The sequence below is a fragment of the Quyinboa mangrovi genome (assembly GCF_042219825.1).
Lineage (GTDB): Bacteria > Bacteroidota > Bacteroidia > Bacteroidales > UBA5342 > JBHJHP01.
The window spans coordinates 377542-393874 of the sequence record NZ_JBHJHQ010000006.1 but is presented as its reverse complement, the minus strand read 5'-3'; the positions used below and the strand labels follow the sequence as shown (position 1 = coordinate 393874).

The 16333-nt window shown below is 38.1% G+C and carries 10 protein-coding genes; 1 reads left to right on the top strand and 9 read right to left on the bottom strand.

Annotation, left to right across the window (positions count from 1 at the left end; translation table 11 throughout):
- Nucleotides 1-6: 6 nt before the first annotated feature.
- The 8 genes from ACE1ET_RS14850 to ACE1ET_RS14815 form a co-directional block, all read right to left on the bottom strand.
- Nucleotides 7-885, bottom strand: coding sequence for an FHA domain-containing protein (locus ACE1ET_RS14850; RefSeq protein ID WP_375729209.1), 879 nt, complete (start codon nucleotides 883-885; stop codon nucleotides 7-9).
- Between the two features lie 112 nt (nucleotides 886-997).
- On the bottom strand, nucleotides 998-1915 hold the full coding sequence (locus ACE1ET_RS14845) for an NHL repeat-containing protein (RefSeq protein WP_375729208.1): 918 nt from the start codon (nucleotides 1913-1915) through the stop codon (nucleotides 998-1000).
- A 676-nt stretch (nucleotides 1916-2591) separates the two neighbouring features.
- Nucleotides 2592-3800: a VWA domain-containing protein gene (locus ACE1ET_RS14840; RefSeq protein WP_375729207.1), complete on the bottom strand. Its 1209-nt coding sequence runs from the start codon at nucleotides 3798-3800 to the stop codon at nucleotides 2592-2594.
- Between the two features lie 191 nt (nucleotides 3801-3991).
- The gene (locus ACE1ET_RS14835; protein WP_375729206.1) at nucleotides 3992-4300 is read right to left on the bottom strand and encodes a PG0541 family transporter-associated protein; all 309 of its coding nucleotides are present in this window, start codon (nucleotides 4298-4300) and stop codon (nucleotides 3992-3994) included.
- A gap of 14 nt (nucleotides 4301-4314) precedes the next feature.
- Entirely contained in the window at nucleotides 4315-7458 is a 3144-nt protein-coding gene (locus ACE1ET_RS14830; protein WP_375729205.1) for an efflux RND transporter permease subunit, read from the bottom strand.
- A gap of 24 nt (nucleotides 7459-7482) precedes the next feature.
- Nucleotides 7483-8577: an efflux RND transporter periplasmic adaptor subunit gene (locus ACE1ET_RS14825; protein WP_375729204.1), complete on the bottom strand. Its 1095-nt coding sequence runs from the start codon at nucleotides 8575-8577 to the stop codon at nucleotides 7483-7485.
- Between the two features lie 22 nt (nucleotides 8578-8599).
- Nucleotides 8600-10009 carry a TolC family protein gene (locus tag ACE1ET_RS14820; protein ID WP_375729203.1) on the bottom strand — a complete coding sequence of 470 codons (1410 nt, stop codon included), beginning with the start codon at nucleotides 10007-10009 and terminating at the stop codon, nucleotides 8600-8602.
- Between the two features lie 17 nt (nucleotides 10010-10026).
- Nucleotides 10027-10644, bottom strand: coding sequence for a TetR/AcrR family transcriptional regulator (locus ACE1ET_RS14815; RefSeq protein ID WP_375729202.1), 618 nt, complete (start codon nucleotides 10642-10644; stop codon nucleotides 10027-10029).
- 393 nt (nucleotides 10645-11037) lie between these two features.
- Between ACE1ET_RS14815 and ACE1ET_RS14810 the strand changes: the two genes are divergently transcribed.
- A complete protein-coding gene (locus tag ACE1ET_RS14810; RefSeq protein ID WP_375729201.1) occupies nucleotides 11038-13548 on the top strand; it encodes a DUF3160 domain-containing protein in 2511 nt (836 codons plus the stop codon).
- Nucleotides 13549-13768: 220 nt separating this feature from the next.
- On the opposite strand, the gene ACE1ET_RS14805 is transcribed toward ACE1ET_RS14810, so the two are convergent.
- Nucleotides 13769-16246 (bottom strand): endonuclease MutS2, encoded by a 2478-nt coding sequence (locus ACE1ET_RS14805; RefSeq protein WP_375729200.1) that lies wholly within the window; start codon nucleotides 16244-16246, stop codon nucleotides 13769-13771.
- Between the last annotated feature and the right edge of the window lie 87 nt (nucleotides 16247-16333).

Sequence of the window (16333 nt, the reverse complement as noted above, 5' to 3'; positions counted from 1 at the left end):
AAACAGTTATAAAATATATTGAAATTCCACTTCACCGGTCTTAATGGTTGAATTTGGCTTTATCTCAACTTCTTCGCCCGGTTGTAACTGCACTCCGTCAACAATTGTCAAATTTGTTTTACTTACATTTTTTAACCTTAACTTATTATCGGATTCTATTAATTCTGCCTGCTTTCGTGATATGGTCTTTTCCATTAACCTAATATGCGCATATCCTCTCTCTCCTTTAATATCTTCACGCCCAATAGTTACGATATTTCCTTCAGGTGTAGGATATCCGGCAATTTTAAATACTTTTCCTTCATCGGTACCGGAGATTATTTTCAATTCACCAGGAATAAATTTCAACGTTTTGGGATCGCCTGCAGCAGACAATTTTATGGTTTGAAAATCTTCATCTATGTCTGCGACTTCGCCCCCGGCCTTTCCGCCCGGTTTCCTGAATATTAAAACAAGGATCAGCGCTATAATAATTACCACCCCAATAATCAGAATTATCATAAGGGTATTTATTCCTGACTTTTCTTCAGGAGCTGTTGCAGATGCGGGGAGTGTAAGATTGGTTCTTCCCTGCTCGCTGATAAATGGTTCACCTGTATCCGGTTCAATATAAACGATACCGGTAATTTCGTATTTATAATTGGTTTCGGGTGACACCTGAGCTGTATTGATTTGAATTGTGAAACCATAGTCTCCTTCAACAAGGTAATGGGAAGTTGTATTTTCCTTGCCCGGTACCCAGCGTGTTACAAGACCCTTTATGGTAACCACTTCGCCTTTATATTTTGCAGGATTTTCTTTTATGTCTTTGACAGCAGTAATTTCTGCATGCATAAAAGTTGCCATCATGCTTACTACCATTATAAGTAAAATACGTTTCATCATTTGGTTTATTAAGTTAATTATTAACAGATTAAATGAATATTTTATACAATAGTTTTCTCTACAAGTAGAATAATTATCGATTAATTACACAAACAGAGTAAACCGACCGATACTAATATAAATTTGCAAGATCATTTTCCACCACCAATTTTAATAATTTGGAAGTGTGCTCTTTGGCATTATCATTTACAATTAAATAAAGAGCGTTATCCTTGTCACTATAAGTCATTTTATAAGGACGAAGCACATTTTCAAGCAGCACCTCGTTTTCACCGGTAAACATATCTATTCTACCTAAGAGGTTATATTCGTACTTGGTATAGTAAATGTAATTTTGCGTAACCAGCAAACCTGTAACACCATTTATAAAACTTACAGACCACGTACTTCTGTCCTGGGTTTTAGCAATACCGCCTGCATTAGAAAACCATATAAAATCGTTTCCGTAGTCAAAACTCAGAATTTCACCATGACCATCAAGCTCCCTGTCATATTCAATATATTCGGGGGCCTTGTACTTAACAAGCGGACTTCTCTCATTATCCTTTATAATCGCACCTACATAAATATTTCCATCTTTATCCGTATCAATATCAAACGGTTCTGCCAGACTATCGGTAATATGAGTCAGTTGCTTATTCTTAAAGTTGTACATTAACAACTGAGCATTATCCGTTGGCTGCTCATCTTCTCTTGATGTGATAAACATACAACTGTCATTTACAATAAGACCAAATGGTCTGGTGTTTGAAGTATATACAACCCTGGATTTCTGAGTCGCTTCATCAAATGCCATGATATTATAGGCGCCTTCATCACCCTTAGCTTCATTATTCTTTACAGAATAATATATCGACTGACCGGATACATACACGTCATCTGGTTCATTGAGATTATTCAAAACAGTATCCAGCGTTATATTTAAATCGCTGTTAATTATCAATTCCCCAATGTTTTGCTCACGCGAATTTGGATTCCCGCAACTAATTAAAAGTACCAGAACAAACAGAAAGTAAGCATATTTATTCATATCAATAATTTTGTGTGTTTATAACAAACTACTTAAAAAAATTAAGTAGTTTAATTTATAATACTTAATTAATTCCCTACTATATTTTATATTAAAACACTCTAAATCAGAAAATAATATTCATCTGCTTCCCTACATCACAAAATCAAAATCAATACAGGTGAAATTTGTATAAATTTAACAAATTAACATTTATAAACAAATTTTTCTTTTAAATTGGATAACTAGACTCAGATTTTCATATAAAAATGAAAGTTGCATTTATTTTTGCCATTAATACTACTAACACATAATCAAACACTTACAAAACAATCAATTTTTAATATACCTTACGGATATTACGAAAGACTTCGGAAATTACTCCAATGTAATATATCACTGACTATGGTTTATACAAAATCCATATTTGTAGCAGAAGTTAATTACTCCGATACTACTCTATCAGGCATATTTTATCACTTTGATCACAAAATCTGAGGCGGCCTTTAAATTTACGGAAATTTTGAGAAATTTTAATTAAATCAGGTAAGTAGAATATTAAATTTATCTATTGAAAAAAAAGAAGCGCTCACCGTCATCCTTCCGGCTCACGCTTCTTAAAATTATTCAAACAAAAAACAGATGTTAAAGTGCAGAAACACTTTAATTTAATTGAATTGAATTGAACGAAGCTATTTTACTCGAGATATTGATTAATCAACCGAACCATTAAATGATTCAGGTATTCAACCTCATAATCACCAACTGTAGGTTCTAAATGTTCGTTACCAATACCGCTGTGATTGGTAATAAATACATATGTACCATTTGTTGCAATCGCAATATATCGCATTAAAAATTCCGTTTCCTTATCTATTCCGCTCGCCGTTACCGGAATTATTTTTATGCCTTTTACAGCAGCATCCTTAACTAACTCATTCATTTTTGAAATGATATCAGTTTCATGATGCGGTGGCGCATCAAGCATTAAAAACAAAATGCGGGATTTAGCGCTATTGGACCACTGAAGGTTATTGATTGCCTCATTCAAAGCTGTATGAACAGCTTCAGGAAAATCGCCTCCACCATCTGCTGACTGATCTTTAATAAAATTCACTGTAGTTGATATATCGGTAGTAAACGGGCTTTGTCTTGTCACATATTCATCACCTTCATCACGGTAAAATACACTGCCGGTATTTATTACAGCATCCGGATTAGTTTCCCTAACGCTATCAATAACATCGACTAATTCCACTTTCAGATATTCCAGCTCATCAGACATTGATCCGGTAGCATCCACAACGAATGCTATGTCAATTTTTGAGCCTGCAATAGCAGCATTATAATCATCCAGCGTAATTTCATTTATCCCTTCAGCGTATTTTTTTAGACTTGTAAATGTTATTCCTGCTATTTTAATTTTCATTTCCGAAACTGCAGCATCAGAACCGGATAAACCTGGCCAAAATTCTGCCATACCAGAATAATCCGTTTTTGTGGACCATAAAACCTGATCAGATCCATCCACAAGCTGGATTGTTTCATTAATCACAGGATTACCCGATGAGCCTGTAACCTGTACTGAAATTCTTGTACTTATATCATAATTCCAGTGCTCCGGCATTCCTTTATAGTCCTCATCCTGTCCCAGGTTGAGCCAAAAAGTCCAGTTTGATAAATCATTCCACTCACCAGCTGTTATCTGACCTGCTACAATATCAACCTGCGTAGAATCTCCATTCCCTGAGCCACCGGTAACAGATCCTCCTGCCATACCATCCGCAAGGTACGTAGACTCAGACCCAGCTTTGTCGCCGGACAAATCTCCATCTACAACCTCATCACACGCACTGAACACAAGGATAATTGCTGCAAATAAACCTGTTAGTGTATATTTTCTCATACTGGCTAAATTAAATTCTATAGTACTAAGAGGTTGACGAATTAAAAAAGGTTGCTTCGGTTTAAGATTTTATTTTAAAAATTTATACTATGATCCTTTTCTGAACGGATTGAAATTAATAAAAAAATGCAGCTGCATTGCTGCAGCTGCATGAATAACATACGTATACGTATTTTAACGGTTATCGGTTTTTATACTGTTTGAGTTACATCCCAGACAAATGCCCGGATACCCACGTCCTTATTCACATTATCCAATCTCACCACATTGTCGAGCAGATCACTCACTTTACTATCATCGATAATAGCAAGAATAGAACTGTTAATTTCCGGCCAGGTATGCGTACCCATATGCGGATTACCATCCACAGATCCACGCCCCATCACATTTTCCCATTGGGTATATCCTCTGATCCCCATTCTGTCAAGCACATATTCCACCTTTTCGGTCAATGCCTGATTATATGTTATAAAAACGGCTTTTAAAGCTGGTTTATCCATTTTTCAGTGTTTTTTTAGTTTGAACTTTTAATAGGTGTTTCCATAAATTTGAAACGTTCACGCACTTTCTTTATCCTATCTCTTTCCCCCCGTTTTGAGAATAATGCATACATTACAGGAACCATGATCATGGTAATGATGGTTGAAAATACCAAACCACCAATTACTGAAATTCCCATAGGACTCCAGATCTCCGAACCTTCACCACGGCTCAATGCCATCGGGGTCATACCCAGAATGGTTGTCAGTGCTGTCATTAATACCGGACGTAATCTGGATTTTCCGGAGATCACAATCGCCTCATACAATTCATATCCCCTGTCACGCATAAGGTCGATAAAGTCGACAAGCACAATCGCATTCTTCACCACAATACCTATCAGAAGAACAGCTCCCAGTAAAGCAATTACACTTAAGTTTGTATGGGTAAGGAAAAGGATTAAAAATACTCCTGAAAAAGAAAACGGTATAGAGATCATAATTATTAAGGGCAGTTTAAAGGATTCAAACTGACTGGCCATTACAATGTAAACCAATGCTAAACTTAGCAACATTAAAAGAAGCAGATCACTAAATGATTCTTCCTGATCTTCGTAGGCTCCACCAACTTCGACCATCACACCCTGTGGAGTATCCATGGTTTTCAATACCTCTTTAATAGATGTTGCCAATTCACCTAATGATGTTTTGTAAGGAATGGCAGAAACGGTTACTATACGTTCTTTTCTTTTATGTTCAATGTTTGGAGGAGTCAGTTCCTCTCTGATATCTGCGATTTCTTCCAGCCGGATCGATTTTCCGGTTGGCGTGGTTATTGAGATATTCTTGATGTCAGAAAGCGAATTTCTGTATTGCTCCTTGAACTTAACAATTACATCATATTCGTCTCCAAACTCACGGAAACGTGTTGCCGTTAATCCTTCTATCCTGTTTCTCAAGGCAGAAGATACGGTGGCAGTCGTTAAGCCGTGCTGTGCCATTTTATCCCTGTCAAGATGAACCTGAAGTTCCGGCTTGAAATCATCTCTGCTGATTTGTACCTCACGGGCTCCCGGAATCTGTTCAATCTTATCCTGAAGCATTTTAGCAAACGCAGTGGTTTTATCCATATCATATCCGTAAACACCTACCTCAACATCATTATTTCCTCCCATTGCCATGTTGTTACTGGTAGAAACTGAATATTCAACCAATCCCGGCAATGTGCCCAAATGCTCGCGGATATCTTCTGCAATCTCAAAAACCGAACGATTTCTTTCTTCTGGTTTTACCAGTCGAAGACTATAGTTGATAATATTACTTCCTGTAGTTTGAAACAATGCCTGTAGACCGGCGGAAGCGTCTGAACCGTTCGATCTGGAAATCAATTGTATCTCAGGAAATGTTTCTGACAGGTAATTATCAATTTTCTCACCTAGTTTCACAGCTTCATCGGTACGTGTTCCAACCTGCATGTGCGCTTCTATGCTAATGCTGCTGTTATCTGTTTCGGGTAAGAACTCACCACCTACCTGGAAAACCAAAGCAACAGAACTAATAAGAATAACAAAAGAAAGGATAACAACAACCAACTTGTGATGAATAGCCCATTTAAGCGTTTTTTCATAGAAATTATCCATCCAGTCAAGGAAAGGTTCAATAAAACGCTGGTGCAGTGTACGCTTTTTCTTCTTCTCCTCGGCTGAACGCAAACGCAATAGTTTGGACGACAACATCGGCGTGAGTGAAATGGCCGCTATAGTCGATGTTACAACTGTAATAGAAACAATCCATCCCAACTGACGGAAGAATGTTCCGGTTAAACCACCTAACATGGTTAGCGGGAAGAATACCGCTACAACTGTTAATGTTGTAACAATAACCGCCAGCCACACCTCGTTCGTAGCGTATATAGCTGCCTCACGTGGTGTTGCTCCGCGTTCAATATGTTTAGTAATATTCTCCAAAACCACAATCGCATCATCCACCACCATACCTATCGCTATGGATAACGAGGAAAGTGAGATGATATTAATTGAGTTTCCTGTATTAGCCAGGTAAATAAATGCAACAATAAGTGATATTGGTATAGTCAGAACCACAATAAATGTTGCCCTCCATCTACCAAGAAAGAACAAAACGACCAGCACAACAAACAGCAAGGCATACATGAAAGTCTCCGAAAGATTCGAGATTGAATTTGAGATAAATTCCGACGAATCGAATATAGTCTCAATTTTTACATCCGGCGGCAGGTTCTGCTTGGCTTCTTCTATCTGCTTTTTTACCTGCGTTGCAATATTAACTGTATTTGCGCCACTCTGTTTCATTACAAACATACGGGCTGCCCTCTCGCCGTTAACCGTTTCAGACGCATTGATATCCTTGGCAGAGTCACGAACTGCGGCCACATCTTTTAGGTAAATGGACTGACCATTCACATTTCCGACAACAATATTCCGGATATCTTCACTGCGTTCAAACTCGCCTTCAACACGTATGGGATAATCAATCTCACCCATTTCAATATTACCGGCCGGAGTATTCACGTTTTCCATCCGTAACATATTACCGATCTGTTCCACAGAAAGGTTATATGCATCCAGTTTATACGGATCAACTTCAACTGTTATTTCACGCCCCGGCAAACCTGCCAGACCTACGTTACCAATTCCATCAATCCTGTTTAAGGGATTAATAACTTTCTCATCCATTATCTTCTCTAATCCGTCAAAGCTTTCGTCTGCAGTAACAGAATAGAAAAGAATAGGCATCATAGCCGTATTGAACTTATATATGGTTGGATCCTCTGCATCTTCCGGCAGGAAACGTTTAATAAACGAAAGTGAATTCCGGATATCATTTGCAGCTTCATCAAGGTTCTTCCCAAATTCAAATTCAACCATCACAACAGACATGTTATCGCGCGATGTTGAAGTAATTTCCTTTATATCACTGATTGAACTCAAAGCATCCTCGATGGGTTTGGTTATATTTGTCTCAATATCAGCAGCATTTGCCCCACTGTAGGTCGTAAAAACCGTAATGGCAGGAAACTCCATCTCCGGGTAAAAATCCACCGGCAGCTTCACCAGCGAATAGAGGCCGAATATGATCACACCAACAAATATCAATAATGTGGTGATCGGCTTTTTTACTGCACTAGAATATATACTCATGATAAATTTCTTTTGTCGGTTTTATTAGTCAACGATTTTTACTTTATACTGATCCATAAGGTTACCCTGCCCGGTTACTATCAACTTTACGCCGGGTTTAATTTCGTTGGCAATAATTTCTATTTTATCGTTAAAACGTTTTCCCGTTTTCACCTTAATTTTATGGGCAATACCATTCTCAGCAATAAATACATACTTATCATTTGTACCTTCCTGCTGCATTAAGGCAATAGAAGGAATGACAATGGTTTTATAGGTACCTAAATCAAGGCTCACCCGTGAAAACATCCCCGGACGAAGTTTTTCACCTTTGTTATTCAGTTTGATCTCTACCTTAAATGTCCTGGACATAGGATCAAGTGTCGGATATATTCTGAAAACTTCTCCAACAAACATCTTTTTGGGATAGATATCAAGCTTTACATCAGCTTTCATTCCTTCGTATACATCTGGGAAATATGCCTCTGATACATTCACAATAGCTTTCAGCGGATCAATCTGCATCAGCGAAACAATAGCTGCTTTTCCAGCCTGTGTGTTGGGTGCTCCCGAGTACATCTCACCATTTTCAAAATACTTGCCGGTAACCACACCATTTATCGGGGATACCAAACGTGTATTTTCTTCCAAAAAATCAACATTTGATTTGGTCACATCATATTGCGTCTTGACCTGATCAAACTGTTGGTCGCTTATGCTATTGGTCTCCTTCAGAGCTTTCAAACGTTGGTAGTTTACTTTTGCATTTTCGAGCTGGATTCTGGCCTGCATCAACTGAGTTTTATCCATTTCTGCAATCAAATCACCTTTTTTAACATGATCACCAACTTCCACGTAGATCTTCTGAATCCTTCCCGGTGAAGCAGATGCAAAATGAACCTCCTCAAAAGCAGCTAGAGTAGCTGTATAATCTATTGAATTTTCCAATGTATCTACGGCCAATGTCATAACCCGAACATTATAAGTCTTATCCTTTGGGGCAACAACTTCAGGTGCTGCCTCATCTTTTTTTATCTCCGTATTTTTGGCACCGGATTCTTCCTCTTTCTTTTCTCCGGGTTTGCATGCCGATGTAACAAAAACACCACTAACAAGCAGTAAATAAAGTAGCTTTTTCATTTTATATCTGATTTTTTATGTTTTACAAATTATTATTAAGTTTATCCAACGCCAGTTTCGCCTGTAACATCGACATTACGGACTGGATATAATTACTTTCAGCTTCAAGATAGGTTGAGTTGGATTGTGTGAGTTCCAGACTGGAAATAACACCCTCATTATATTTACGGTTGTATGTATCGTAAACACGTTTGGCAACTTCAACATTCTCCTTTTGCAGATTATAATTTTCAATAGCTGTTTTAAGATTATATTTCAACTGTTCGGATTGCATGTTCAGCTGATCTTCCAGCATTGCCTTACTGTTTCTCACCTTATCCAACTGGATTTCTGCTTTCTGAACCTTTGTCTGACGATTCCATGACGTAAACAGAGGCAGATTAAGGCTGAAACCAATTGTATGAGGTGGGTTTATATCAAACTCTGTAGTAATAATCTTTGCGTTATATGTGTAAAATGCTGAAACAGTAGGCAGATAAGCACTTTTTTGGAGCATTACCTGTTTTTCCTGAACATCTTCCTGACCTTTGAATAGCTGGTAGTCAATATTATCTTCAATTACAAAGGGTGAAAGTGTTGCTTTAACAACTTCCTGATCATTAATCACTTCATCCAGTGTTGTAGTAAGGTTCAAAGGTGTTCCCGGTTCAACACCCAACTGAAAACGCAACATGTTGTAATTCATTTCAAGGTTACGTTCCATTGTCTTTAAGGTATTCTTTAATTGAACACTGGTAATTTTCAACTGGTCTGCATCAATCTGTTCAGCCATACCGGCATCAACCATGGCCTGTCTCTGACTTACAATCTTGTCCATATTACCAATATTTTCCTTCAAAATACGAATTGATTCCTTAGTTATCAGCGTACTGTAATAAGAATTTATAATCAGATTAGTGACATCATTTTCCGTTTTATTATAACTCTTTTCCATCAATTCCTTTGCAAGCTTGGCAGATTGAACACCAACCAGAAACTGCCCACTAAATAAAAGCTGACTCACCTGCAACTTGGCACTGGCCTGATTTTTCATTGAAATAGTTGAATTCGCCATGCTTTGAATTTGCTGTGTGATATAATTATTGGCCTGGATGGTTGAAAAATTGGCATCGGGAAATTGTTGAGCGGCATCAGCATAAATCTTATTTAAATCTTCTGCCGATGTAGTATTCCCACCAAAACTGAAAGCAAATTCATAATTAAAAAAGTTGGTGTAATCAAACGATGCACTTACCTGTGGCAAACCGGATGATATCGCCTCCCATACGGACTTTTTTGCCAGTTCTTTGTCAAGTTCTGCGTTCTGAATCGTTTTGTTGTGATCCAACGCATATGACTTCGCCTCATCCAGCGATAAGTCCATTTTGTCCTGGGCTGAAACAGCCAGAACAGGCAACAGACTCAATGCAATCAGTAGTTTTAATGTATTCATCTTGTTAAATCGGATTTTTAGTTGTTATATGCTTTTAATTTCTCTTCTAATACTTTGAGCCCTTTTGATGTGGCTAAACTTCGGATATGGAGTTCCATTATTGATAAAAAGAATCCCGGTGTCCGGATCTCATCTTCAGTAAAAATATCCCTGTCCATAATTGTTACCACCCTGCTCAGGTATAATTTAGCTACCAAAACAGGATTTACTTCATCCCTGTACAATTCTTCAATTTTACCTTTATTAATATTGGAAATAATGGACTTATATATTTCTTCCCTCTGAATCTCATAAAATTTCCTAAAGATTTCAGGATAGTACTTTTTCAGATCATATTGCATGGAAGGATTTTGGTTTTTCATCATATAGCTAACTTTATCGCTAACCATCATCAAAATCTCAATCGCATTTTTATCCCTTGTATCACACATCTTGTCCCGCTTGTCTATCTGGCCATGCAGATACTCCAGTACCTTTTCAACCAGATCCTCTTTGTTGGACACATACTGATAAAGGGTCTTTTTTGATATACCTAATTCACGTGAAACATCATCCATCGTAACACTTTTAATGCCATAACGCATGAACAGATCCTTCACTTTATCCAGTATATTATTTAACTCTTCTTCACTCATAAATAATATTTTCGGCAAAGATATACCAAAATAAACTCAGGAAACAATATTTACAACAAAAGTTTCCATAGTATTTAAAGTTTTTAACATATATTCCGTTTTGTTGGTTTTTACGTCAACAAAAGAGCGAATAAATTAACTCCGTAACCAGTAATTTTCAGCCAACATCCATTTTTTGTAGGTGAATGTGGATGATCGGGGTTCGAAAGAAAAATTTCAATTACGGGTCAGGATTTGATTCAGGATTAGCAGTGCATAGTTATTGAAATAATTTTACAAAATCAAACAAAATAAATTAACTCTCATACAACCTTTTTCAAATAATAAGACTCTCTGTTAATGTAATGATTCTGAGTTAAATTCATAACTTTACAACATACAAATTACAGGCATATGAAATCAATCTTTACACTTCTGTTATCTCTATGGTTTGCAGGAAGCCTTTATGCACAAGGATTTGATCCTGATGTTTATCAGACTTACCTGGAACAGCACAAAAACATGTCGAAAGAAACATTGTACAGCATGTATCCGCAAAACGGCGAATTCTTTACTGCCGATGAGGGACCTTTCGATATTAAAACCTCCTGCTATTACGACTCTGTGGTACAAAAATTTAATCTTACACCCAACGAACTGGACTTATTAAAAAAGAATCATTTTGTGGTTACGGAACGATTATCTTATAGTTCGGTACTGGAAGGACTGGATCAGGTTTACCACAATGATTTACCTGTATTCATAACCACAGATGTTTTACTTCACGCATTACATAATTCCTACGACAACATGCTTCAGGACATTGAAATTAACTACCTTGAAGCAAACCTCAGCAAGGCTTTAAAAAAAATGTACGACAGGTTTCTTGCTGATGCACCAACTTACAACGCGGATCAGAAATTAAAATATACTGTTTGCGATGCAGAACTTTATATCCTGATGGCTCGGGTATTACTGGACAGCAACCTGGTTATTGAACCTACCTACTGTGCACAGGCAGATTTTGATGCAATTAAAAAGTATGTGTATAATGCTGATTACAAGCCCACTCCGCTGTTTACATATCATAGCAGAAATATTGACTTTAGCCAATTCAAGCCCCGCGGCCATTACACTGACGGTCAGGAATCATATTTCCGTAGCATGATGTGGCTGAGTTTTATCAATATTTTTCTGACGCGCCCCCCGGAAGACTTGACCATGGATAGCACAGATATAAAACGTATGGCTATGTTATCAGCAATGGTGAACGATGTGCTATATAAATCAGGTGCAGATGAAGAACTAAACGAAATTGATGAAATTATAAAGTATTTTGTAGGTGAATCGGACAACCTTACTCCGCTGGAATTTAAGTCTGTTCTGGCAGAACTGAATCTTTCATCAGTTTCAGATTTGGCAGATGATGCTAATTTTAAAAAACTTCAGGACAAACTTCAGTCTGATGAAATGTACGGACAGAAGATTCTTTCGGATATTATTATGACAGATCCTTTTTCCTCTGAACCGGCTCAGCTACCCATATCATACAAATTATTCGGGCAGCGTTTTGTAATAGATTCCTATGTATTGCATAACGTAACCTACGACCGGATCATTTATAATAATCGAAAAGTTTTGCGAATGATGCCCAATCCGCTTGACGTGATGTTTTGCCTGGGAAATAATAATGCCATTCACCTTTTGGGAAAAGATCTGGATAAGTACCCGTATAGCTCAGCAGCAGATGCCATGCGTTACCTTTTCGATGCTTACGATGATGCATACTGGAGTGAATCGTTGTATAACATCTGGCTCAAATCGATAAAGGATCTAAGTGTAGCTGAAAATAATGATTATACCCCATTCTTTATGAAAACTGTAGCATGGCAACACGAAAAAATCAATAGCCAGCTGGCTTCGTGGTCACAATTGAGACATGATAACATTTTATATGCGAAACAATCTTACACAGGTGGCATTTCTTGTTCCTATCCATACGGTTATATTGAGCCCTACCCTGCTTTTTATTTATCCCTTAAACAATTTGCATCTGATGCTGCCCTATTCATGAACAAGGACCGGTTTAACTCTGACAAATATGAAAACTTCTGGAAAGGTTTTGCAGAAGTTGCGGATAATTTACTCGAAATTTCACTTAAAGAAGTCAATGGTGAAGCATTTAGCAGCGAACAGATTCAGTTTTTGCAACAGGCACTCAGAGTTATTCAATATGGTGTTTGCGGTGAACCACCCACATACGATGGCTGGATGCTGAAATTATTCTGGAACGTGGTCGAGGCATCTCAGGAAGACTTTACCGTAGCAGATGTACATACGCAACCAACTGATGAATTGGGGAATATGGTAGGCAAAGTTTTGCATACAGGAGTAGGAAGATTTAATATGGGCATTTTCATTGCACCAGCTCCTGCCAATAATTATAAACCTACACTATTTTGCGGTCCCGTGATGTCATATTACAAATTTATTACTGAAAACTTTGAACGCAGAAATGATGATGAATGGACTGAAATGCTTTGGAAAAGCCAGGCGCCTGACAGACCAGACTGGACCAATATATATCTGGCAGACCGGTCAGGAAAAACCAAAGCTTCAGAACTTGAATTAAAAGGGGTTGAATTCACAGATACTGCCTACTCAACCGGAGGTTCTTCAGATTATAATCCGGCGGATGAACCAACGCTGGATGTCTGGTATAACAACAATGAGATTCATATCAACGGTCTGAATAATTATATCAATACATCTGTATCGCTCTATGATACGGGAGGAAGACTCGTATTTAAGACCATGACAAATACAGGCATTTTAAACACCAAAGGTCTTGAAAATTCTGTTCTGTTTTACAGAATTACCAATAGTAATAAAACTTATAGTGGTAAGATAACTTCATTCAATTGATTCCATAAGGTCACAGGGTGAATATTTATCCGGCATTCATCCTGTGGCTTTTTGTTTTGTGTGACAAGTGACGAGTTACAGGTGACGGGTGACGGGTTACAGGTTAAAAGGTAAAAGTAAAAAGTTTAAAGTTAAAAATTGAAGGTAAAAAGTGACTGGTAAGTAAATCATAATACGTTATTCGTGAATCCTAAATTTGAAACAAATTTTCAATTGTTCATTAATAGCTAAGATCGACTAAAGTAATCCCAGCGCCGCCTAGTTGCACATGTTCATCTCTGGCACTTTCCACAAATTCCACGGTATTCAGGTATTCCCGTATCATCTGTCGTAAGGCTCCGGTACCTGTTCCATGCAAAATTCGCAAATGAGTCGCACCAACCATCACCGCATCATCTACAAAATTCATTACGGCCCTTACGGCTTCTTCTCCACGCATACCACGCACATCAATGTCGCTTCTGAAACTGAGCTTGCGCTTTTGAATATCAGTGTTGCTATATGTTTCAGATGCTTTGTAATTATCCTTTTTACTGCGTTTAGCTTCCCGGTTACTTACTTTCTCCAGATCATTTAGTTTTACCGTGATTCTAAGATGCCCCAACGCAAGTTCCGCTTCTTTGCCTTTAATATCCAACACCTCGGCAAAAGCATTTCTGGATAAAATTTTTACAGTATCTCCTTTTTGTACAACTTCCTTCTTTTGAACTTTAAGTTTCTTCTCAGTTTTTTGATCCGGTTTCTTAGTATTTTTTCTTTCCTGCCGCCGGATCAGCTTCTCCATTTCACGCAGCACTTTGTCATCAGATGAATCACCTGATATCTGTTCTTTCTGCACCTCAAATTCATGTCGTGCATCTTTAGTTTTGAGCTTATCAGCTTCCGATTCTCGGATTTTGCGAATTGTATTTTCAATCGTAGCGTTGGCATTATCCATTAGCTTTGCTGCCTCTCTCCTTGCCTCTTCCAGAATTTTAGACCGTTCAGCCTTTAACTTCTGCAGCTGCTCTTTGTAAGCATTCTCAAGATCTTCAACCTGTTTATTCTTTTTTCGGATATTATCCCGCTTCCGCTCCCAATAGGTTTTATCACGCAAAATCTCCCGCAGGTGCTTATCGAAATCAAGTGTATCCTGTCCTACTTTTTCACTTGCCAACTCAATTACCGATTCCGGAATACCTATCTTGCGAGCCATTTCGATGGCATAAGAACTCCCCGGTTTACCAACCTGTAACTGAAACAGCGGTTGCAAATGTTGCTGATCAAACATCATGGCTCCATTAATAATACCCTGTGTTTGCGATGCATAATGTTTCAGATTGGAATAATGTGTGGTCAGAACACCATAAGCACCTGTATTATTAATATGCTGTAATATAGATTCTGCGATGGCACCACCAATCTGAGGTTCCGTTCCTGTACCAAATTCATCTACCAGCAACAGACTTTTTGATCCCGCGTTTTTCAGAAAATGTTTCATATTGAGCAGATGGGAACTGTAAGTACTCAGATCATTATCCAGAGACTGTTCATCGCCAATATCGATAAAAACATCATCAAAAATACCCATCTCTGAGCTTTCATGTACCGGAACCGGAATGCCACACTGCAGCATATACTGGATCAAACCAACCGTTTTTAAACAGACCGATTTACCACCGGCATTCGGACCGGAAATCAACAAAATCCTGTTGTTATTATTCAACCTTAAGGAGAGCGGAACAACCTTCTTTCCATCTTTTTTAAACGAAAGAAACAATAAGGGATGAACAGCTTCTTTCCAGTCAAACGTTTGTTGATCCTTAACAACAGGTTTTATGGCTTTCAACTGATCAGTCAAAATTGATTTTGACCTTAAAAAATCTATCAATCCCAGAAAATGAAAGGATTGTCCGATCTCTTGTATATGTGGTCGGATGTGAGATGTAAGCTCAATCAAAATCTTTACGATCTCACGCCGTTCCTCTATTTCAAGTTCACGAATGCGATTGTTGGCTTCCACTACTTCGGCCGGTTCAATAAACGCCGTCTTTCCTGTTGCCGATTCATCGTGAATAATGCCGTTGATCTTTCGTTTATTTCTTGCTTCTACCGGAATAACCAGTCTCCCGTCGCGCACAGAAGGTGACACATCACTTTCGATCAAACCATCTGTTTTTGCCTTAACCAAAACCCGTTGGATTCTCCGGGACAAGGTCTGCTGCTCCTGCCTGAGCGACTGACGAATCTTCAATAATTCCGGTGAAGCATTGTCCTTCATCCGGCCTTCATCGTCGAATACCCGTTTTATTTTTTGGATCAGATCAGGAAACTGTAAAACCTCACCCGCTATATCAGAAAGGTTCGGGTATTTTTCTTTGCGTTCACCTTTAAAAAATCCCGCAATACGACCCAATGTTTCCAGAGATTTCCTGAGTTCATGAAAAACCTTTTCACTAAGCCAGGTTCCAAGAGGCCTAACTCCACCAAGCGGTTCACGTAAATCGGTAAAAAAACCTATTTCGAATCCATCCTCCTCCTTACGTATGACCACAAATTCCCATGCCAGTCCAAGTTGTAACTGAATGGCTTTATAATCTTTTAAATAGGTAACTTCATCCACAAGCTGCTCCCCCAGTGTGGTCATGCACTCAACCTTCAGCATCCTGCGGATTCTGTCAAAACCAATTTTCTCTTCAAACTGAATCGGATAGATCATAATTTATTAATGGAGTACAAAAATAACATGTATTGTTTAAATAATATTGGTTTGGAAGTTTTTCGTTTATAAGATTCCTTGTAGGAT

Coding starts and splice junctions, on each gene's coding strand:
- ACE1ET_RS14850 (WP_375729209.1), bottom strand. CDS start 885: ATGATGAAACGTATTTTACTTATAATGGTAGTAAGCATGATGGCAACT.
- ACE1ET_RS14845 (WP_375729208.1), bottom strand. CDS start 1,915: ATGAATAAATATGCTTACTTTCTGTTTGTTCTGGTACTTTTAATTAGT.
- ACE1ET_RS14840 (WP_375729207.1), bottom strand. CDS start 3,800: ATGAGAAAATATACACTAACAGGTTTATTTGCAGCAATTATCCTTGTG.
- ACE1ET_RS14835 (WP_375729206.1), bottom strand. CDS start 4,300: ATGGATAAACCAGCTTTAAAAGCCGTTTTTATAACATATAATCAGGCA.
- ACE1ET_RS14830 (WP_375729205.1), bottom strand. CDS start 7,458: ATGAGTATATATTCTAGTGCAGTAAAAAAGCCGATCACCACATTATTG.
- ACE1ET_RS14825 (WP_375729204.1), bottom strand. CDS start 8,577: ATGAAAAAGCTACTTTATTTACTGCTTGTTAGTGGTGTTTTTGTTACA.
- ACE1ET_RS14820 (WP_375729203.1), bottom strand. CDS start 10,009: ATGAATACATTAAAACTACTGATTGCATTGAGTCTGTTGCCTGTTCTG.
- ACE1ET_RS14815 (WP_375729202.1), bottom strand. CDS start 10,644: ATGAGTGAAGAAGAGTTAAATAATATACTGGATAAAGTGAAGGATCTG.
- ACE1ET_RS14810 (WP_375729201.1), top strand. CDS start 11,038: ATGAAATCAATCTTTACACTTCTGTTATCTCTATGGTTTGCAGGAAGC.
- ACE1ET_RS14805 (WP_375729200.1), bottom strand. CDS start 16,246: ATGATCTATCCGATTCAGTTTGAAGAGAAAATTGGTTTTGACAGAATC.